Source organism: Levilactobacillus spicheri DSM 15429 (assembly GCF_001435095.1).
GTDB lineage: Bacteria > Bacillota > Bacilli > Lactobacillales > Lactobacillaceae > Levilactobacillus > Levilactobacillus spicheri.
The window spans coordinates 1-19107 of record NZ_AZFC01000018.1 but is presented as its reverse complement, the minus strand read 5'-3'; the positions used below and the strand labels follow the sequence as shown (position 1 = coordinate 19107).

Here is a 19107-nt window from a genome sequence, read left to right as displayed (position 1 = left end):
GCCCTGTGAAACCCCCACAGGTCTCCAGAACTCGGCCTTGATGTAGGCTGGGAAAGCCCCCCCAGCCAACATCAATTTCACCACGACCGGCAAGTCGCCTCTGTTGCGCTCACATGGCGTAGAAAGGAGCATAAACGGGGTGAATTGGACACATGTGTTCATCGGAAAAGTGTCTTCAATTGTGAGGTTGAATAGTGAGGTAGGGATGCGATTTGGGGTTCGGTAATGCTGTGGCACCGTCTTGAACCTAGCAGACAGAAGGTAATTGGATAGTGATAAGTTCTTACAATTAGAATGGTGCGAAACGTGTGACGAAATCGGGGGTATGGTGGCAGAAACCTCCTTCGCCGTGTAGCGGGCAGGCAACCACCGTCAGCCGGGAGGGAGGTCGGAATTGGGCTGGAACTGGTAACGACTGCTGATTGGTCATAGTCCATAATCGTCTGTGACACGTCCTGTTAGTTGATTTCAATCTTGACGAGGGTGATGGGGCCCACCACTGATTTCTAACCACCATCGTGGCAGACCCACTCCCAGTGGACCGATTGATTGGCAGGATGCGTAAACAGAGTCAGTGATAAACAGTGTGGCTAATGTACCTGTGTCTTTCATGAATCGGAAGTGTCACAAAGGCTTAGACAGTGATGCCAGAGACCGTTAATCCCCGGAGAAATGTCGCAAGTATTTTCCATCTAGCACCGTGGGGTCGGCGTTTTCCCCCGTGGTGAGATGATTGTTAGCCAGCGTTTTAGGCTGGCTTACAATCAGGCCGAGTTCTGGAAACTCGCCGGTTTTTGGCGAGGTTTCAGAATCGTGCCCACCTCGGGGGAATGAAGCCGACCCCGCGGGGCGCCAGGTAGGGCGTTGTTGCCAGTTTGGCACCATTATCCCCTCTAATAACTGACCCACTAAGTTTGTATAGTCATTAGGGGAAATGACCGCTTCACAAGCCGTTGGGGCGGCCCGGACGCCGGCTTCTTTGCTAGACTGTGGGCGAAATAGGAAGGGAGGATATGGTAGCTAGAAAGGACGTTTCAAAATTTGAGATTTAGCCAGAACCCCATTTAACGCTGGAAGCAAACTCCGCTAAATGCTCGGCGAGACCAATCCCAAACTCGCAGAGAAGGGAGTTTTAAGCATGCCTGACACCACTGTCAAGAAGCACAAGTTGATTCAATATGCGAACGGCCGGTCGTTGGAGGAAATCAACGGTACGGTGGAAGTTCCGCATAACATTAGTTTTTTGAAGGCCCTGTTCATGTACTCCGGGCCCGGTGCGTTAATTGCGGTTGGTTACATGGATCCCGGGAACTGGTCCACCTCGATTACCGGTGGGCAAAATTTCTCGTACCTGTTGATGTCTGTCATCTTGATCTCAAGTTTAGTTGCGATGCTGCTGCAATACATGGCCGCCAAACTTGGCATCGTGAGTCAAATGGACTTGGCCCAAGCCATTCGGGCGCGGACCAGTAAAGCCCTGGGCATTGTGCTCTGGATCATGACCGAATTTGCCATTATGGCGACCGATATTGCCGAAGTCATCGGGGCCGCGATTGCGCTGTACCTGTTATTTCATATTCCGTTAATCATCGCGGTGTTCATCACCGTCTTTGATGTCTTGCTTTTGCTCTTATTGACCAAAATCGGGTTTCGGAAAATTGAAGCCATCGTGGTCTGCTTGATCATGGTCATCCTGGTCGTCTTCGCGTACCAAGTTTCCCTGTCGAACCCTAACTGGGGCGGCGTCTTTGGCGGCTTGATTCCAACCGGCAAGACCTTCGCTTCCAGCCCAACCGTGGGCGGCTCGAACCCCCTGCAAGGGGCCTTAGGGATCATTGGGGCGACCGTGATGCCACACAACCTGTACCTGCACTCGGCCATTTCGCAAACGCGGAAGATCGACCACAATTCCGAAAAGGACATCGCGCGGACCGTGCGTTTTGCCAGCTGGGATTCGAACATCCAACTGACGCTGGCCTTCTTCGTCAACGCCTTACTGTTGATCATGGGGGTCGCGGTCTTCAAGTCTGGTTCCGTCAAGGATCCGTCCTTCTTCGGGCTGTTCCAAGCGCTGTCCGATACCACGACCATGAGTAACGGGGTCCTGGCCAGCGTGGCCAAGACCGGGATTCTCTCGACGTTGTTCGCGGTCGCACTGTTGGCTTCCGGGCAAAACTCGACCATTACCGGGACGTTGACCGGTCAAGTCATCATGGAGGGCTTCGTCCACATGCGGATGCCACTGTGGTTGCGGCGGCTGGTCACCCGGCTGATTTCCGTGATTCCGGTGCTGATCTGCGTGTCCATGACCAGTGGCAAGAGTGCCATCGATGAACACGTGGCCTTGAACGATTTGATGAACAATTCGCAAGTCTTCCTGGCCTTCGCCTTGCCGTTCTCCATGCTGCCACTGTTGATGATGACCGACAGTAAGCTGGAAATGGGCAAGTTCAAGAACTCCCTGTGGGTCAAGGTTCTCGGCTGGGCCTCCGTCATCGGGCTGACGGTCCTGAACATGCAGGGTCTGCCCGACCAAATCGCCGGCTTCTTCGGGGATAACCCGACGGCCGCCCAAACGGATCTGGCACACGTAATCGCCGACGTGCTGATCGTCATCATCCTGGCGTTACTGACCTGGACGATCATCGAGCTGCACCGGGGCAATCAACGGTTAGCGCAACACCTGAAGACTGAGGGCAAGAGCTCCGCTGTCGAGGCCGCCATGGTCGATGGTGTCGATAATCAGGAGGAAAATTAGCGCCTAAAAAATGGCGTTCGTGGTTCTGTTGCCTGACAGAACGGCGAACGCCATTTTGCTGGTTAGAATGATTAGGTGCGCCTAATTAAACGGTAACTAATCACTAAAAATTAGGGCCGGTTTAGGGTCAGCGCGCCCACCGAAATGCAAAAATATTTGACAAATTTATTTATTAAACGGGCAATTGGTCGGGCGATGACGGCCGATTTTGCGGGGGCGATGACGGGCGAGGCTATCCAGATGAAGGCGGTTTCGTTGGACACGATTAGGTTGCCACCGGTAAGTAGTCTCTGGGGCAAATAAAGTTTAGGGTCATCTAAAAAAGACTTTGCACGTCCTTAGATTTAATGTACAATGAGGTCGTTATAAAGTTCTAACTCATTTTACAAAGTTCTGAGGAGAGAGGAGTTTTTTTACGTGGCTGATAACACAGTAAAGAAACACAAGTTGATCCAATATGCGAACGGTCGCTCGTTGGAAGAAATCAACGGAACGGTCAAGGTTCCGCGCAACATTAGTTTTTGGAAAGCATTGTTTATGTACTCCGGTCCGGGTGCCTTAGTCGCCGTCGGGTACATGGATCCAGGTAACTGGTCCACGTCCATTACCGGGGGGCAAAACTTCCAGTACTTATTGATGTCTGTCATCTTGATCTCAAGTTTAGTTGCGATGTTACTACAATACATGGCGGCCAAACTTGGTATCGTGAGTCAGATGGACCTGGCCCAAGCGATTCGGGCCCGGACCAGTAAGGCCTTGGGGATCGTGTTATGGATCATGACGGAATTAGCCATCATGGCCACCGATATCGCCGAAGTCATTGGGGCCGCGATTGCCCTGTACTTATTGTTCGACATTCCGCTGGTGATCTCCGTGTTCATCACCGTCTTCGATGTGTTGCTTTTGCTATTATTAACGAAGATTGGGTTCCGGAAGATCGAAGCGATTGTCGTCTGCTTGATTCTGGTCATCCTGGTGGTCTTTGCCTACCAAGTTGCCCTGTCCAATCCGGACTGGGGTGGCGTCTTCAAGGGCTTGATTCCGACCGGCGCGACCTTTGCGGAAAAGCCCGTTATCGGGGGCAACAACCCCTTGCAGGGTGCCCTGGGAATTATTGGGGCCACGGTCATGCCGCATAACCTGTACCTGCACTCGGCCATTTCCCAAACGCGGGAAATCGACCACAACGATGAAGAAGATATTGCCCGGACGGTGCGGTTTGCCAGCTGGGACTCCAACATTCAACTGACGTTGGCCTTCTTCGTGAACGCATTGCTGTTAATCATGGGGGTCGCGGTCTTCAAGTCCGGCTCCGTCAAGGACCCATCGTTCTTCGGGTTGTTCCAAGCCTTGTCAGACACGTCGACTATGAGTAACGGTGTGCTGGCCGGGGTTGCCAAGACCGGGGTCTTATCCACGTTATTTGCCGTTGCCCTGTTAGCTTCCGGGCAAAACTCGACCATTACCGGGACCTTAACCGGTCAAGTTATCATGGAAGGGTTCGTCCACATGCGGATGCCACTGTGGCTCCGGCGGTTGATCACCCGGTTGATTTCCGTGATTCCGGTGTTGATCTGTGTGTCGATGTTCAGTGGTAAGAGTGCCATTGCGGAACACACGGCTTTGAACGATTTAATGAACAATTCGCAAGTCTTCCTGGCGTTTGCCCTGCCATTCTCGATGCTGCCGTTGTTGATGATGACCGACAGTAAGATGGAAATGGGCAAATTCAAGAACTCCCTATGGGTCAAGATTCTCGGTTGGATCTCCGTGGTGGGCTTGACGGTCCTGAACATGAAGGGCCTGCCTGACCAAATTGCCGCCTTCTACGGGGCCAACCCAACGGCTGCTCAGACCAACATGGCGAACATGATTGCTTATGTACTGATTGCGGCCATCCTGGCGTTGTTAGTTTGGACGATTTGGGAATTGCACTTGGGGAACAAGCGGTTGGAAGAACACCTGAAGTCTGAAGGGGTTGAATCCGCCGTGGAAGCCTCGATGATTGACGGTGTCGAGAACCAAGAGGCCAACTAGTCGAAAAGGGGAGATTACGATGGCAACCAAGTTTCAACGGATCTTAGTGGGGGTCGACGATTCGGCCGACGCCTTGCTCGCCTTCAAGTACGCGTTGCACCAAGCCAAGCGTGACGATGCGGCGCTGTACATTGTGTCAGTGTTGGAAAAGGACCAGATGAACGTGTATCAGGCGCTGGACGATGATTTCGTCCACGGGGAACGTCAGACGCTGGAGACGCACCTGCAGGACTACCGTCAACAGGCGGAAGCTGCGGGGATTACCCAGGTTCACACGTTGGTCGCGGAAGGGAATCCGGGGGAGACCATTATCCAGGACGTGATTCCGCACGTGCAACCCGATTTACTGATCATCGGGTCGGAAGCCAAGCAGGGGGTTCGGCGCCATTTTGGGAGCCAAGCCGCCTACATGGCGAAGTACTCACCAATTTCTGTGTTGGTGATTCGGTAAGCGAAACGAAAAAAATGGCGGTCGTTGCCATGCCAGAAGATGGCAGGAGCAACGGCCGCTTTTTGCTGGGGAGCGAGATAAGATGAACGATCAATTCTGGAACGCGTACGACCTGTACCGCACATTCTTCACGCAACACGCCGGTGTCACCGAGCGGCCAACGAGTCCGGCGCACTCCCGGTTCGGCCGGTGGTGTGACTGGTTATGGTTCGGCCGACGGCAGTGGTAACGCTAGAAGTCGCGCCACGCTGGTGAGCAGGTTAGCTGTGGGTGGCGTGATGTGCTGAGGCCTGGATATCATCTAGCTGAAAAACACGAGGTCACATCAATGGCACCACGGTCATCAAGAAGCTATCAAAAACGGTTCAAATCCACTTGAAGGGATTTGAACCGTTTTTTGCTGATTAACAGCGTTGAAGCGTGAGTTTAGTAGTGGTCACCGTTCGTGATGGAGTTCTTGACGATCACGTAATCGACCGTGCGGATGTCCAGCAGGTTGCGGCCACCGGCGTAGGAGATGGACGACTGCAGGTCTTGGTGGATCTCCTGCAGGGTGTCGGCCAGGTCACCGCGGTACGGCACCAGCATCTGCTTGCCTTCCACGTTGCGGTAGGCGCCCTTTTGCTTCTCGGACGCGGAGCCCCAGTATTGCTTGTAGACCCGACCGTCGATGGTCAGCTTGCTGCCGGGCGACTGTTCGTGGCCGGCTAGCATGGAGCCAATCATGACCATGCTGGCGCCGAAGCGAATCGACTTGGCGATGTCGCCGTTGTAGCGAATCCCGCCATCGGCGACGATCGGCTTGCGGGCGGCCTTGGCACAGAGCCGCAGGGCGGCCAATTGCCAGCCCCCGGTCCCAAAGCCGGTCTTCAGCTTGGTGATGCAGGCCTTCCCCGGGCCGATGCCGACCTTGGTGGCGTCGGCGCCGGCGTTTTCCAGTTCCCGGACGGCTTCGGGCGTCCCGACGTTGCCGGCGATGACGAAGCTGGCGGGCAGGGTGCTCTTGATCTTTTGGATCATCCGGATCACCGAGTTGGCGTGCCCGTGGGCGATGTCGATGGTGATGTATTCCGGAACCAGGTCCGCGGCGGCCAGCTGGTCGATGAAGGTGTGTTCATCGGGCTTGACGCCGACACTGATCGAGGCGAACAGATGCTGGTTGTGCATCCGCTCGATGAAGCCTTGCCGTTCTTGCGGCTGGAAGCGGTGCATCACGTAGAAGTAGTCGTTTTGCGCGAGCCAAACGGCCAGGGGTTCGTTGATCACGGTCTCCATGTTGGCGGGAACCACGGGAATCCGGAACCGCCGACCACCAAATTCGATGGTCGTGTCGGCCTCGGAACGACTCTCCAAGACACATTTATTCGGAACTAATTGAATATCTTCGTAATCAAAGACTTCGGCTGGGTGCATCGTTTATCACTCCTCTTAGTTGTTCGGGGTGCCCCAAATGTGGTGCAGAATGTTGGTTTGTTCACGGTCGGGACCGACGGACAGGGTCGCAACGGGAACGCCGACGAGTTCTTCGAGACGTTCGACGTAGTGCCGGGCGTTGGCGGGCAGCTCATCCAAGGATTTGCAGCCGGTGATGTCTTCGTCCCAGCCGGGCAGTTCTTCGTAGATCGGTTCGCAGTTTTCCAGGTCCTTCAGGCTGGCCGGGTAATGGTAAATGGTTTCGCCGTTTAACTTGTAGGCCTTGCAGAGCTTGACGGTCTTTAAACCGGTCAGGACGTCCAGGCAGTTGAGCGACAGGTTCGTCAGGCCGGAGACCCGTTTGGCGTGCCGTAAGACCACGCTGTCGAACCAGCCGATCCGCCGCGGCCGCTTGGTGACCGTCCCGTATTCGTGGCCTGTCTCGCGAATCGTGTCGCCAATTTCGTCGTGCAGTTCCGTTGGGAACGGCCCGTCGCCGACCCGGGACGTGTAGGCCTTGCAGACGCCGACCACGTGGTTGATCTTGGTCGGGCCCACGCCGGCACCAATCGTGACACCGCCGGCGACCGGGTTGGACGAGGTGACGAACGGGTAGGTCCCGTGGTCGATATCCAACATGACGCCTTGCGCGCCTTCGAATAAGACGTTCTTGCCGGCGTCGATGGCGTCGTTGATGACCACGGACGTGTCGGTCACGTAGCTCTTCAGCATTTGTCCGTATTGATAGTAGGTATCGAAAATTTCATTAAAGTCCAGGGGTTGTTCGTCGTACAGTTTGACGAACAACTCGTTTTTTTCGTCGAGGTTTTGCTTTAACTTGGCCGCGAAGATGTCGTGGTCCAATAAATCGGCGACCCGGATGCCGACCCGTTCGGCTTTATCCATGTAAGCCGGGCCGATCCCCTTGTTGGTGGTCCCAATCTTGTTGGTCTTGGTCTTTTCTTGGCACTTGTCGAGTAAGATGTGGTACGGCAGGATCACGTGGGCCCGGTCGGAGATCCGCAGGTTGTCCGTGTTCACGCCGTTTTCATTTAAGTAGTGGAGTTCTTGGACCAGGGACTTGGGGTTCAAAACGACCCCGTTGCCGATCACGCTGGTCTTGTCCGCGTAGAAGATCCCGGATGGAATCAACCGCAGCTTGAACGTCTGGCCGTTGAAGACGATGGTATGGCCGGCGTTATCGCCACCCTGGTAGCGGGCGATAACGTCTGCTTTTTCACTCAGAAAATCAGTGATCTTTCCTTTACCTTCATCGCCCCATTGACTACCAACTACAACTATTGATGACATAACAACACCCCATCGTTTTATTTTACCGAGCCGAACGCTCAGCAAGAATCAGTTTATCAAGTTCGTAATTAAAATGCAAGCGAAAAACGAACAATTAATAAAAGAATCCCAATAAAAGTTCTAATTATCGGCCTTGTAAACGAATTAATCTCCTTAATAGTTGAATTATCGGTGGCTTTCCGGCGGGCGACTATGCTATAATGATTCCCGTAGAAAATCCGTAAATTCAATTCAATGTTCGTGTTTTACGCATTATTCAAGGAGGAACCGCCATGTTATCACGCTATACCCGACCGGAGATGGGCCATATCTGGTCATTAGAGAACCAATACGCGTCCTGGTTGGCCGTTGAGATCGCCATCGACGAAGCCTGGGCTCAATTAGGAGAGATTCCCGCCGCGGACGCCCAGAAGATTCGCGATCACGCGACCTTCGACGTGGACCGCATCGCCGAGATCGAAGCGGTGACCCACCACGACGTCGTGGCCTTCACCCGGGACGTGTCCGAATCGCTGGGACCGGAACGCAAGTGGATCCACTTTGGCGTCACCAGTACCGACGTGGTCGACACGGCGCAGGGGTACCGGCTGAAGCAGGCCAACGCCCAGCTGCGGCAGGGCATCGTGACCCTGACGGCGACCCTAAAGGACCTGGCGTTGCGGTACAAGGATACGGTCATGATTGGCCGGACCCACGGGGTGCAGGCGGAACCGACGACCTTCGGCTTGAAGGTCGCCCGCTGGTACGCCGAGATGCAGCGCAACCTGGCCCGGTTCGACCAGGCCGCCCGCGGCGTCGAGACCGGAAAAATCAGCGGGGCCGTGGGGACCTTCGCCAACGTGCCGCCCGAGGTGGAAGCCTTCGTGTGTGACCAACTGGGCATCACGGCCCAGCCGATTGCCAGTCAGGTGCTGCCCCGGGACCTGCACGCCGACTACATCGCCACGTTGGCCCTGATTGGGACCAGCATCGAAGAGTTCGCCACGGAGATCCGGAGCCTCCAGCGGTCGGAGATTCATGAAGTGGAAGAACACTTCAACCCCGGTCAGAAGGGCTCGTCGGCGATGCCACACAAGCGCAACCCAATCGGCTCGGAGAACGTGACCGGGCTGGCGCGGGTCCTGCGGGGCAACGTGATCACGGCTTACGAGAACGTCAGCCTGTGGCACGAGCGCGACATCTCGCACTCCTCGGCGGAACGGATCATTTTGCCGGAAACCACCACGCTGCTGGACTACATGCTGCACCGGTTCAACCGCATCCTGACTAACCTAGACGTGTTCCCGGAGACCATGAAGGCCAACATGGGCCGGACCTACGGCTTGATCTACAGCCAGCGGCTCCTGTTGAAGCTGATTGAGGCGGGGATGAGCCGGGAGGACGCCTACGACCTGGTCCAGCCGTTGACGGCGCGGGCGTGGGACGAACAGACCCAGTTCCGGCCACTGGTCGAGGCCAGTGAAGGAATCACCAGCCGGTTGTCACCCGCCCAAATCGCCGACGCGTTCGACTATCACTATCATTTACGCCGCGTTGATGTGATTTTTAAGCGTTTGGGGTTGTTACCGAGCGCTAAATAATTTAAGATAGATAGGTTGAAAAATCCGTCACCGGACGAGCACCCGGGGGCGGATTTTTTCGCGTCCTGGTGTTTTTGTTGGCGAGTGACCGTCAGTGCTAGCACTCACACAGACGGGTCCAAGACAATGCCCACGGTCGTCACGGCCCAGCTGAGCGGAAGCAATCGACAGCCACCACTGAATGAACACCGCAACAAAAAAACGTTCCAGCCGTGCAGAGCTGGAACGGTTTTTTCATGAGGCGTTCTTCTTAGGGGGAGAAGAACAAATTTGAGGAGTGGTCAGGTTTGAGGGGTCCTGACCATGAATCGATTCTCTAGGGGAGAGAGAACTGAAACAGGGTTGGATATGATTTTGACTAGTAAGCGTTACTGGCGACTTACTATGCTGATAATATTACCCGGCAAATGTGAATATAATCAGGCGGAAACCTTGACGACTTTGCGACGAATTGGTAAAGGAAATCTAAAAACTTAACCGCGCCTTAACGCTACTCCGCCGGTAGTTCCGGGTCGAAGTAGGTCCGCAAAAAGTCGAGCACGTGGGCCCGGTAGCGGGTCGGATTGATCCAAAAACTCTCCGCGTGGGTCGCATTTTTCACAATCCATAATTGTTTGGCCGCCGGGGTGGCCGCGTAATTTTCGTAGGCCATCCCCACCGGCACGTAAACGTCCTTTTCGCCGTGAATGAAGAGAATCGGCCGGCGGTTCTTCTTCAACTGGTCGATCGAGGTCACGTCGTTCAGGTAATAGCCCAACCGCCGCTTGGAAATCGTGCTGACCAGCGGCTCAATCGGGTACTTCGGCAAGTGGTACCAGCGTTTCAACAGGTAGACCAGCTCGGCCTCGACGCTGGAGTAGCCGCAGTCGGCGATGATCGCCTTGACTTGAGCCGGCAGCGTCTCGCCGGACAACATCTCCATGGTCGCGCCGCCCATCGAGACCCCGAACAGCAGGATCTGGACCCGCGGCGACGTGCGGTCGATGACCTGCTGGATCCACTGCTGGTAGTCCAGTCGGTCCAGCCAGCCGAAACTAATGTACTTGCCGGCACTCTCGCCGTGGCCGCGGTCGTCGGGCAGCAGGACGTTGAAGCCCAGCTCGTGGTACATCTTGGCGAAGTTCGCCATGGTCTCCCCGTTGCCCTTGTAGCCGTGGGCGATGATCACCGTGCGCTCGCTGGTCGTGGCGGCCGGGATGTAGGTCGCGACCATTCGATTGCGCGGGTCGTGCTCGTGGAGGTACCAGGTCGTCTTGGGGATGGCCTTGAACCAGTCGACGTACGCGTAGTAGGCGTCCGCGTACTTTTGTTTGTCGGCGGAGGTCTCCGGCACGTAGTTGACCCGCTTGAAGGCGAAGTTGAAGAGATGTTCGCTGGCCAGTAAGGCCGTCGCGGCGGCTCCTAACAGGGGGAGCGCCAAAGTTGTTGTTTTTTTCACGGAAACCGTCCTTTCTCTTATGCAAAATACCCAGCTATTATAGAAGATGGCCACCCGCAACACAAGCGAAACGGTGGGTCGACCCAACCAGTCAGCCGCTAAAAAGGGCACCCCCATCAGACGATGAGCGTGCCGATCTTTAATCGAGATATGTTTTCTTCAATTGGTCGAGCTGCTTAACGGTTAAACCCAGCACATCGCGCAGGTAATCCTGCACGCCGCCGTACTGGGTGTTGATGATCCCGGTCGCGGTGTCGAAGTAGTCCGGGTTGACCGTCCCTAGAGCGCGGATGTTGGCGACAAAGGCGTCGCTTTGGTGGTCGTCTTGAGCGCGCTGGACCATCTCGTCGGTCTTGGGCTGGATGTAGGTGTTGGTCGCCAGGTAGTCCTTGCGAATCACCTGCGGGTCCACGCCCAAAGCGCTCAGGGCCAAAAAGGCGCCGATCCCGGTGCGGTCCTTGCCGGCCGTACAATGGAACAGCACGGCCTGGTGGTCCTCCGTGGCGGCCAAGAGCACCTGGAAGAACTGGCGGTAGGCGGCCTGCGAGGACTTGAGCGTCACCATGTTGCGGTAGACGTCCAGCATGTGCTGGTAGCCGGCCTGCGGGTCCTGCGAGAAGCGGCGTTCCAGGTCGGCCCGGGAAGCCGAGGCGTCGGTCTGGTCACCATCGGGAAAGACCGGCAAGAAGTGGTAGGACGCCCCGGTCGGCAAGCGGTCGGGCGCCTGGTCCCGTTCGGCCTCGGAACGAAAATCGACGTCGGCGACGATGCCGTAGTCGCCTAGGAAGTCTTGGTCCGCGGCGGTTAGGTTCGCCAGTCCCGCGGAGCGCACCAATTTGTGCCACTTGACCGTGTGGCCGTCGATGGTGGGGTAACCCCCCAGTTCCCGGAAGTTGAGGCCTCCCGTCACCTGTAATAACCGATTCGTTGTCATACTACATCTACCGCCCTTTCGTCAGCGTGTCATTGGCTCTATTCTAACGGTTTTTCCGGCGTTTGCCCAACGATTCGTGTCAAAATGGTCAAGCGTTTTGTGGCCAAACGCTGTATACTGGTCACTATAGAGTTGAGAGAATGGACGAAGGTCTACAGAATAGGGTGGTAGTTGTGAGCTTGCGGGGAAGATGGTTACTCTTTAAGACCCAGCACAGTCAGCTAAAACGACAGATTGAACAGGCGTTTTTACAACCAAGTCGGCAGAACCAGGCCGTCGTCCCCGCGAAGTTTGCGGCGGGCATCGTGGTCAAGGAACGCGAGGTCTTCGGCGGCCGCATCTTAACGGCGGACTCGGGCTCCCCGTTGCCGCAACACGTGATCCTGCTGCACGGCGGCGCCTACACCATGCAGGGCATCGCGAGCCACCGGGAGATCATGGAGGCCTTGATCCAGCAGGCCAACCTGCGGATCTCCTACGTGGACTACCCGCTGGTGCCGGAAGCCACGGTCGACCAGACGGTGGTCTTTGCGCTGAACGCCTACGATTACCTGCGGGCACAGTACCCGGACGACCGCTTCTACCTGATGGGCGACTCGGCGGGCGGCGGTCTGGCGTTGACGGTGCTCCAGCAGTTGCGGGCCCACCACAAGACGTTGCCGGCCGGCAGCATCCTGATCTCGCCGTGGACCGACCTGAGCATGATGAACCCGGACCTGCAAACGGCGGCCCAGCGCGACCCGTACCTGCCGCTGGAAACGCTCAAGCAGATCGGCTACCAGTACGCCGGCGACCATCCGGTGACCGACCCGCTGGTCAGCCCCATCTACGGGAGCTTCGACGACCTGGGGCCCATCCTGTTGTACTACGGGACCAACGAGCTGTTGCACGCCGACGACCAGCGCCTGCTGCAGAAGCTGCGGGAGGCCACGGGCACGCCGTACGCGGCCCACGAGATGCACGCGATGTTACACGATTACCTGCTGTGGCTGAAGCTGCCGGAATCCAAGCGGACCTTGAAGGCCATTAAGCAGTTCATTTTGACGGATGAGTTAAAATAAGCAATCTGAAAAGACGCGCTTGGCTAGAGAATTGAGATTCATGGATCACCAACAATTAAAAATAACCGCAAGGGCATCGTGAAGAGGCCTTTGCGGTTATTTTGGTGGAACTGATCCTTTAAGAATGATTGAAAGCGTGTTGGCAGTTTGTTTTGCTTTTGTCGATTAACGGATATGTGAGCGCAACAGAGGCGACTTGCTGGTCGTGGAGCGCCATGACCGGTTTAATCGGGTTAAACGTCCACGTGGTGTTTCAGACTCGGAAAGACGTGTTTGTCGGCCCAGGCCATGACGATGCCTTGGGTGACCAGCGCCCAGATGGTTCCGAAGCCGATGGCGTGCAGCTGGCCGGTCGCCCAGAACGACAGGACGATGATGATCACCGGCGGCAGGTAGCTGGCCCACTGGGCGATGACCGCCGAGCCGTGCAGGAAGCGGAACCGGATGATGTAGGACAGGTCGTCGTTGGGGTGCATGATGATGTTGCACCGCTGGTAGATCGACACGGCAAAGGCGACGCCGAAGAGACCAATGATGTCGACGATGACCCGGCCCGTCAGGCTCAACTGACCGACGCCCAGCCAGTCCCAGAAGTAGCCAATCCACTCGACCAGGTAGCTAAAGGGCACGATGTACAGCAGGTTCGACACGAACCGCCGCCGGTCGAATTGTCCCAGCAACAGTTGGTTCAGCAGGGTGATGACGATGCCGTAGCCGAACAGGGTGGTCCCGAGGGGCACGTGAATCCAGTTGGCCAGGTTGACCGACGACCCGGTCCACACGGCACTCCCCAGGTTGGTGGAGATGGTCAGCGCGTTGGCGGCGGAGTTGAGGACAATGGAGAACCCCAAAAAACGCATCCGTTGTCCGAAATCTTGCATCTTTGCCACCGCACGTCACCTCTCCTCTCAAGTTAGTCCATCTCATAGTCTAACCGTTTGCTTGTGAAAGGAAAAGGGGCAATTCGGCATTTCTCGCGAGAACCGGCTTTTGGGGCAGATTTAATTGCGAGGGGCGGGTATAATGACAGTATGGAGGCGCTAACATTGACGAAAATCGTTTCAGCTCAAGAAGCTCAAGCTCAGTTGACCGACCTGACGCAGGCCGTCGCCACCAGTCACGACCCGGTGATCATTCACCAGGCGGACCCGACGCAGGATGCCGTTTTGCTGAACAAGCACGACTACGACGCCATGTGTGAGACGCTGGCGTTGATCCAGGCCGGTAGCCTTGCGGCGGTGCGGCACCGGTTCGCCGCGGATGACGACTGGACGACGATGGAGCAGCCCGATAGCAACTGGTAGCGGCGGTGACTAAGTTAATTTGGATGAATTAATTAACAAATTCCGCGTTTAATTCTATGATGGAGTTGAACCTAAAACTTTAAAGCGAGGTATAGATCATGACAGAACGGCAGTTAATTCAAGAAATTTTGAACTCCGAGGCGATTGAATACCACTTCGAAAACGTCGACGAAGACTCGAAGGAATATACGCTTTTATTAAAGCGCTTAGATAAGGATGTTCGGCCCGTTGAAGAGCTCAACGAGGAGATCAAGCATTACTTTAAGAGTGCGGACTTCACCTACCAAGAACAGCTTCACCCGGACGATGTCGACGCCGACATTCGCCTGGTCATCAAACGGTAATTCATTCAGCAGGGTGGTCGACCGGCATACCGGGCGGCCACCTTTTTAGTTGGCTGGTGAAAAATGCTAAACTAGGGGTTGGCGATCACCGTTTAGAACTGTTAATCGAAAGGGAGGTTCACCGCTAAATGACCATTGAAGACCTGTACCACACCATGGCGACCGCGATGGGGCCGCAACCCTGGCTGCGCCCCGGGACGCCCTGGGCCGAAACGCCCATCGAAATCATGCTGGGTGCCATCCTGGTCCAAAACACCAACTGGCGTAACGTCGAGCCGTCGCTGATTGCCCTGAAACGAGCGACCGGGTTCGACCCGGCGAAGCTGCGGGCCCTGACCCCGGCGACCATTACGCCGCTGATTCGTGCCAGCGGATTCTACCGCCGCAAGGCCACGGCCATCCTGGACCTGGCCGCGTGGTTGGGCGAACACGATGACGACCTCGCGGCTTTGCGGCGGGGCGACGCGGCCACCGAGCGGGCCGAACTGCTGGCGATTACCGGCATCGGCAACGAGACCGCCGACTACATCCTGATGTACACGCTGGACCACGGGACCTTCATGGTCGACACCTACGCCCGGCGCCTGTTCGCCTGGCTGGGCGCGACCATGCCCAAGACCTACCCGGCGTTTCAAAAACGCGTGCTGGCCCAGTTTCCACTGGGGCTCCACGACTGTCAGGAGTTCCACGCGCTGATCGACGAGTTCGGCAAGGCCGTCAAGACCCAGGCCGACTTCGACCGGTCGTTTCTCGCGGAACGGCACTTAATGGTCTAACCAAAATGCTTAAGCAATCGTAAAGGCCATGCACCACCGAGCACTTATCTGCGGCGCTGACGGGCGCTTCGTGATATGATAGGTGCAATTGAAATGTAACCGTTTCCCAGTGAAATGGTATCTGGAGGGAGTTTTGGACCATGGCACTTAAAGAGCCAGAAAATTATCTGTTAGCGATCGACCAAGGGACCAGTAGCACGCGGGCGCTGATCTTCGACCACACCGGGCGTAAGGTCATCGAGGGGTACAAGGAAGTGCCCCAGTACTATCCGCACGCCGGCTGGGTCGAGTCCGACGCGAACGAGATCTGGAACAGTGTGTTGTCGGTGATTGCCAGTGCGCTGATCGATGCGTCGATTCACCCGGAGAACATCCAGGCCATCGGGATCAGTAGCCAACGGGAAACCACCATCGTGTGGGATAAGACCACCGGCGAGCCCATCTACCACGCCATCGGCTGGCAAAGTCGCCAGACCCTGCAGCTGGCCAAGCAGCTGGCGCACGACCACGGCGACGCCATCAAGGCCAAGACCGGGTTGCTGGTCGATTCCTACTTCAGTGCCACCAAGGTCCGCTGGATCCTCGACCACGTCGCCGGGGCCCAGGAGCGCGCCGAAAAGGGGGAGCTGGCCTTCGGGACGGTCGATAGTTGGCTGGCCTGGAAACTCTCCGGTGGCAAGATCCACGTGACCGACTACAGTAACGCCAGCCGGACCATGCTGTTCAACATCCACGAGCTCAAGTGGGACACCGACATCCTGGACTGGTTGAACATCCCGGCCGCGATGCTGCCCGAGGTCAAGTCCAGTTCCGAGGTCTACGGGGTCACCCAGAACTTCCAGTTCTACGGCGTCGAAGTGCCGATTGCCGGTCTCATTGGGGACCAATCGGCCGCGCTGCTGGGGCAACTGGCTTTGAAACCCGGGATGGTCAAGAACACTTACGGGGACGGGGCCTTCGCGATGATGAACACGGGGAATCAGCCGCAGACCTCGGCGCATAACCTGTTGACCACGATCGCCTTTAAACTGAACGGCGAGATCACCTACGCGCTCGAAGGGTCGATCTTGGTGGCCGGCACGGCGCTGGCCTGGCTGCACGAAAGCCTGAAGATCATCGACAACGTGCCGGAATCGCGGCAGGCGGCCATGGCCTCGACCGATAACGACGAGGTCTACGTGGTGCCGGCCTTCAACGGGCTGGGGGCGCCATACTGGGACCCCGATGCCCGGGGGGCGGTCTTCGGCCTGACCCGCGGGAGTAACCGCAATGACTTCGTCAAGGCGACGCTGCAGTCGATCGCCTACCAGACCCGCGACGTCCTGACCACCATGACGCAGGACACGGGTATCACCATTTCGGAGCTGATGGCCGACGGGGGCGCCTCGCGGAACCGCTACCTGATGCAGTTCCAGGCGGACATCCTCGACACGCCGGTCCAACGGTCGTCCGATGAGGAGACCACGGCCCTGGGCGCAGCGATTGCCGCCGGGCTGGCCGTGGGGTACTGGCAGAGTCTGGACGAGATCAAGGACATTCGCCAGGCTGGCCGGCTGTTTACGCCCGACATGGAAGCGGACCGGCGCGAACGGCTCTACGCCGGCTGGCAACAGGCCGTGGCGGCGACCCGGGCGTTCAAGCCGCAACGCAACTAGTGGTGAGTAACGGACCGGTTAATGACTTTGAAGCATGTAAAGGAAGCTTGAGACAACAGGTCTCAGGCTTTTTTGGCGTTCTCCCACGCGTTTCTTTTTGCGTTCCCCAAGCCAATGACTTGCGGAAAAATGTCAAAGATGTTTTACTTAAATTGTCAAAGATGTTTGACAGTGAGGAGGGAAGTCAGAATGCAGAATCGAATCATGGTCCTCCGGAAGGACCAGCGGCTGTCACAGGCCCGGCTCGCGGAGTTGGCCGGGGTGACGCGGCAGACCATCAACGCCATCGAAAACGACAAGTATGACCCGTCGTTGTCGTTGGCCTTCCGGTTGGCGGACCTCCTGGGGACGACGGTGGACGATTTGTTTCAACGAACGAAAGGGGAGCATCAATGAGTCGAGCAAAGCGCATTGTGCGCATGACGTTTTGGATGAACAACGTGGCCTTGGTGGCGTTAGGGGTCCTGGTCTTGGGCCGGTTGTGGGCGTTGCCCATCACGGGGACGCTGGTGGCCATGCTGCTATTGGTGACCAGCTACTGGATCTTGGCCTGGACGCTGAATCAGCGGTATCACGTTAAACAGCGGCAGTCGGGGATGTGGTATACCGACGACGAGCGGGAACGGGCCATCGCCCTGAAGGTCCATTCGGCCTGTCTGACGGGGATGACCAACGGCGTTTGGGGGCTAATTGCCCTGGGAAGTATCCTGTTTTTAGTCCGGTTCGAGACCCAAACGCTGTTGCTGACGCTTCTCGCGGTCGCCTACCTGATTGCGGCGGGCGCGAACGTGCAGTACTACTATCTGTGGTGGCGGTATGATCAGGCTTAATGGTAAATAGTGGTTAATTTAGTTACGGTGTTTAACGATACAATCTAATGGCTTTTTTCGAAGTTTTGACGGTCTCGCGGTTAGCTGATGCTATCATGGGGGCGATTCGAGAGGAGATTGGTATCGTGAGGAAAGTAGTGAATACGATATTGGCTTGTTGTGCGGAGGTTGCCGTTTTTGGGGGATCGATGACGACCGCAATGGCGGACAATCATTACGCACCGGCGACTTATTCGGCGCAACGGTCAAATTCAGTTCGGTTGATTTGGCGACGAAGCATGGGCCATCATGCGTTGTATGCGTTTAAAGGGTCGCGCTATTCCAAACATTTGGGCATTGATTATGGCAGTAATTCCCTGACAAACCGGGTCAAATGGATCACGAACGCCCATGAACTTCTGTACGATAAGCAGACTGGAAAGGAACTCCTGTACTATCACGTGAATAGCGCCAATGGTAAGCGGGGCGGTTGGATTTGGCACGGCTACTTTCGGGCCAAGCCAGTGTTAGGCGAAACTCATGCGCAATGGGTCGCCGAAGAAAAAGCCCAGGCTAAACGGGAGGCGGCCCTCTCACCAGCGAATACGACAATCGCAAAGATGAACTGGGCACCCATTCAGAAATTGGATTCAAATCTTAATACGGACAACCAAAAACTGCTGGAATTATTCCCCGCGGCGACCTTTGATTATCGGCTCCAAAACGCGGTCGAACAAGATCAGATTCTGGCGAAGGATACGCGTAATGGGGATATCTCCCAAGCCAACTGGCAAACGTATTTTCAGACGTTAGTGCCCGTTCAACAGTCGCGCTTCGTGGATCATATCTTGGTTAAGAATCCGGATAGTCAAACCTCAATGGACCAAGCATTAGCTGCCGCTGGATTAAATGCGACAGCTCGCAATCAATATAAAGGTTGGGAGATTGGGGCCAGCATTGTGACCCCAACGGAGGATATCGAAGGTGAAGCTCCCGGCAGCGTCATGATTTATTTGGTTAAGGAATGAGCGGTTTCAATCATTAAAAAACGGGACCTCATCAGTCTAAACTGATGGGGTCCCGTTTGGTTATTTGTATTTTGCTTCCAGGCGACTCATCTATCAATCCAGGATAAGGGGAATGCCTGAATTCAAGCATGATAGGCTCACCTTTTTCTATAAGGCAGATTGTAAAATTTAAGTTGAACATTTAAGTGGACAGAAAAAACCATCAAGG

Annotated in this window: 18 protein-coding genes; 13 read left to right on the top strand and 5 right to left on the bottom strand. The window is 56.1% G+C overall.

The annotated features are described in order from the left end of the window. Window positions 1–1138 precede the first annotated feature (1138 nt). The 4 genes from FD37_RS07160 to FD37_RS12800 all read left to right on the top strand — a co-directional run bounded on the left by FD37_RS07160 (window position 1139) and on the right by FD37_RS12800 (window position 5475). Entirely contained in the window at window positions 1139–2758 is a 1620-nt protein-coding gene (locus tag FD37_RS07160) for an Nramp family divalent metal transporter (RefSeq protein WP_056964423.1), read from the top strand. 417 nt (window positions 2759–3175) lie between these two features. Further along, a complete protein-coding gene (locus FD37_RS07155; RefSeq protein ID WP_056964421.1) occupies window positions 3176–4795 on the top strand; it encodes an Nramp family divalent metal transporter in 1620 nt (539 codons plus the stop codon). 19 nt (window positions 4796–4814) lie between these two features. Next, window positions 4815–5246, top strand: coding sequence for a universal stress protein (locus FD37_RS07150; RefSeq protein ID WP_045806303.1), 432 nt, complete (start codon window positions 4815–4817; stop codon window positions 5244–5246). Between the two features lie 82 nt (window positions 5247–5328). Beyond that, entirely contained in the window at window positions 5329–5475 is a 147-nt protein-coding gene (locus tag FD37_RS12800; protein WP_156652728.1) for a hypothetical protein, read from the top strand. A gap of 197 nt (window positions 5476–5672) precedes the next feature. Here FD37_RS12800 and FD37_RS07145 read toward each other — a convergent pair whose 3' ends face one another. Together FD37_RS07145 and FD37_RS07140 are read right to left on the bottom strand one after the other, a co-directional pair. After that, window positions 5673–6659 (bottom strand): GMP reductase, encoded by a 987-nt coding sequence (locus FD37_RS07145; RefSeq protein ID WP_056964419.1) that lies wholly within the window; start codon window positions 6657–6659, stop codon window positions 5673–5675. Window positions 6660–6674: 15 nt separating this feature from the next. Then, window positions 6675–7970: an adenylosuccinate synthase gene (locus FD37_RS07140; protein WP_045806305.1), complete on the bottom strand. Its 1296-nt coding sequence runs from the start codon at window positions 7968–7970 to the stop codon at window positions 6675–6677. Between the two features lie 272 nt (window positions 7971–8242). On the opposite strand from FD37_RS07140, the gene purB reads away from it, so the two are divergent. Continuing rightward, window positions 8243–9550 carry an adenylosuccinate lyase gene (gene purB / locus FD37_RS07135; protein WP_056964417.1) on the top strand — a complete coding sequence of 436 codons (1308 nt, stop codon included), beginning with the start codon at window positions 8243–8245 and terminating at the stop codon, window positions 9548–9550. A gap of 490 nt (window positions 9551–10040) precedes the next feature. On the opposite strand, the gene FD37_RS07130 is transcribed toward purB, so the two are convergent. Together FD37_RS07130 and FD37_RS07125 are read right to left on the bottom strand one after the other, a co-directional pair. After that, window positions 10041–10988, bottom strand: coding sequence for an alpha/beta hydrolase (locus FD37_RS07130; RefSeq protein ID WP_045806312.1), 948 nt, complete (start codon window positions 10986–10988; stop codon window positions 10041–10043). Between the two features lie 139 nt (window positions 10989–11127). Beyond that, entirely contained in the window at window positions 11128–11922 is a 795-nt protein-coding gene (locus tag FD37_RS07125) for a tyrosine-protein phosphatase (protein WP_056964415.1), read from the bottom strand. 173 nt (window positions 11923–12095) lie between these two features. Between FD37_RS07125 and FD37_RS07120 the strand changes: the two genes are divergently transcribed. Then, window positions 12096–12983, top strand: coding sequence for an alpha/beta hydrolase fold domain-containing protein (locus tag FD37_RS07120; RefSeq protein ID WP_045806314.1), 888 nt, complete (start codon window positions 12096–12098; stop codon window positions 12981–12983). A gap of 233 nt (window positions 12984–13216) precedes the next feature. On the opposite strand, the gene FD37_RS07115 is transcribed toward FD37_RS07120, so the two are convergent. Further along, window positions 13217–13873, bottom strand: coding sequence for a DUF6198 family protein (locus FD37_RS07115; protein WP_045806315.1), 657 nt, complete (start codon window positions 13871–13873; stop codon window positions 13217–13219). 156 nt (window positions 13874–14029) lie between these two features. On the opposite strand from FD37_RS07115, the gene FD37_RS07110 reads away from it, so the two are divergent. From FD37_RS07110 to FD37_RS07080, 7 genes are all read left to right on the top strand, one after another. Then, window positions 14030–14287: a type II toxin-antitoxin system Phd/YefM family antitoxin gene (locus FD37_RS07110; protein ID WP_045806316.1), complete on the top strand. Its 258-nt coding sequence runs from the start codon at window positions 14030–14032 to the stop codon at window positions 14285–14287. 98 nt (window positions 14288–14385) lie between these two features. Then, window positions 14386–14631: a hypothetical protein gene (locus tag FD37_RS07105; RefSeq protein ID WP_045806317.1), complete on the top strand. Its 246-nt coding sequence runs from the start codon at window positions 14386–14388 to the stop codon at window positions 14629–14631. Window positions 14632–14759: 128 nt separating this feature from the next. Next, entirely contained in the window at window positions 14760–15407 is a 648-nt protein-coding gene (locus FD37_RS07100; protein WP_056964414.1) for an endonuclease III domain-containing protein, read from the top strand. 140 nt (window positions 15408–15547) lie between these two features. Further along, window positions 15548–17062 (top strand): glycerol kinase GlpK, encoded by a 1515-nt coding sequence (gene glpK, locus FD37_RS07095; RefSeq protein ID WP_045806319.1) that lies wholly within the window; start codon window positions 15548–15550, stop codon window positions 17060–17062. A 189-nt stretch (window positions 17063–17251) separates the two neighbouring features. Then, window positions 17252–17458 (top strand): helix-turn-helix transcriptional regulator, encoded by a 207-nt coding sequence (locus tag FD37_RS07090; RefSeq protein WP_045806320.1) that lies wholly within the window; start codon window positions 17252–17254, stop codon window positions 17456–17458. After that, the gene (locus tag FD37_RS07085; RefSeq protein ID WP_147007774.1) at window positions 17455–17892 is read left to right on the top strand and encodes a hypothetical protein; all 438 of its coding nucleotides are present in this window, start codon (window positions 17455–17457) and stop codon (window positions 17890–17892) included. The genes FD37_RS07090 and FD37_RS07085 overlap by 4 nt, the downstream gene beginning before the upstream one ends. Before the next feature lie 47 nt (window positions 17893–17939). Further along, on the top strand, window positions 17940–18899 hold the full coding sequence (locus FD37_RS07080; protein ID WP_056964410.1) for a hypothetical protein: 960 nt from the start codon (window positions 17940–17942) through the stop codon (window positions 18897–18899). Window positions 18900–19107 lie beyond the last annotated feature (208 nt).

Bases quoted from the DNA above. Each gene is read 5' to 3' on its own strand.
- FD37_RS07160 (WP_056964423.1), top strand. From the start codon at position 1,139: ATGCCTGACACCACTGTCAAGAAGCACAAGTTGATTCAATATGCGAAC.
- FD37_RS07150 (WP_045806303.1), top strand. From the start codon at position 4,815: ATGGCAACCAAGTTTCAACGGATCTTAGTGGGGGTCGACGATTCGGCC.
- FD37_RS12800 (WP_156652728.1), top strand. From the start codon at position 5,329: ATGAACGATCAATTCTGGAACGCGTACGACCTGTACCGCACATTCTTC.
- FD37_RS07145 (WP_056964419.1), bottom strand. From the start codon at position 6,659: ATGCACCCAGCCGAAGTCTTTGATTACGAAGATATTCAATTAGTTCCG.
- FD37_RS07140 (WP_045806305.1), bottom strand. From the start codon at position 7,970: ATGTCATCAATAGTTGTAGTTGGTAGTCAATGGGGCGATGAAGGTAAA.
- purB (WP_056964417.1), top strand. From the start codon at position 8,243: ATGTTATCACGCTATACCCGACCGGAGATGGGCCATATCTGGTCATTA.
- FD37_RS07125 (WP_056964415.1), bottom strand. From the start codon at position 11,922: ATGACAACGAATCGGTTATTACAGGTGACGGGAGGCCTCAACTTCCGG.
- FD37_RS07105 (WP_045806317.1), top strand. From the start codon at position 14,386: ATGACAGAACGGCAGTTAATTCAAGAAATTTTGAACTCCGAGGCGATT.
- FD37_RS07100 (WP_056964414.1), top strand. From the start codon at position 14,760: ATGACCATTGAAGACCTGTACCACACCATGGCGACCGCGATGGGGCCG.
- glpK (WP_045806319.1), top strand. From the start codon at position 15,548: ATGGCACTTAAAGAGCCAGAAAATTATCTGTTAGCGATCGACCAAGGG.
- FD37_RS07090 (WP_045806320.1), top strand. From the start codon at position 17,252: ATGCAGAATCGAATCATGGTCCTCCGGAAGGACCAGCGGCTGTCACAG.
- FD37_RS07085 (WP_147007774.1), top strand. From the start codon at position 17,455: ATGAGTCGAGCAAAGCGCATTGTGCGCATGACGTTTTGGATGAACAAC.
- FD37_RS07080 (WP_056964410.1), top strand. From the start codon at position 17,940: ATGGCTTTTTTCGAAGTTTTGACGGTCTCGCGGTTAGCTGATGCTATC.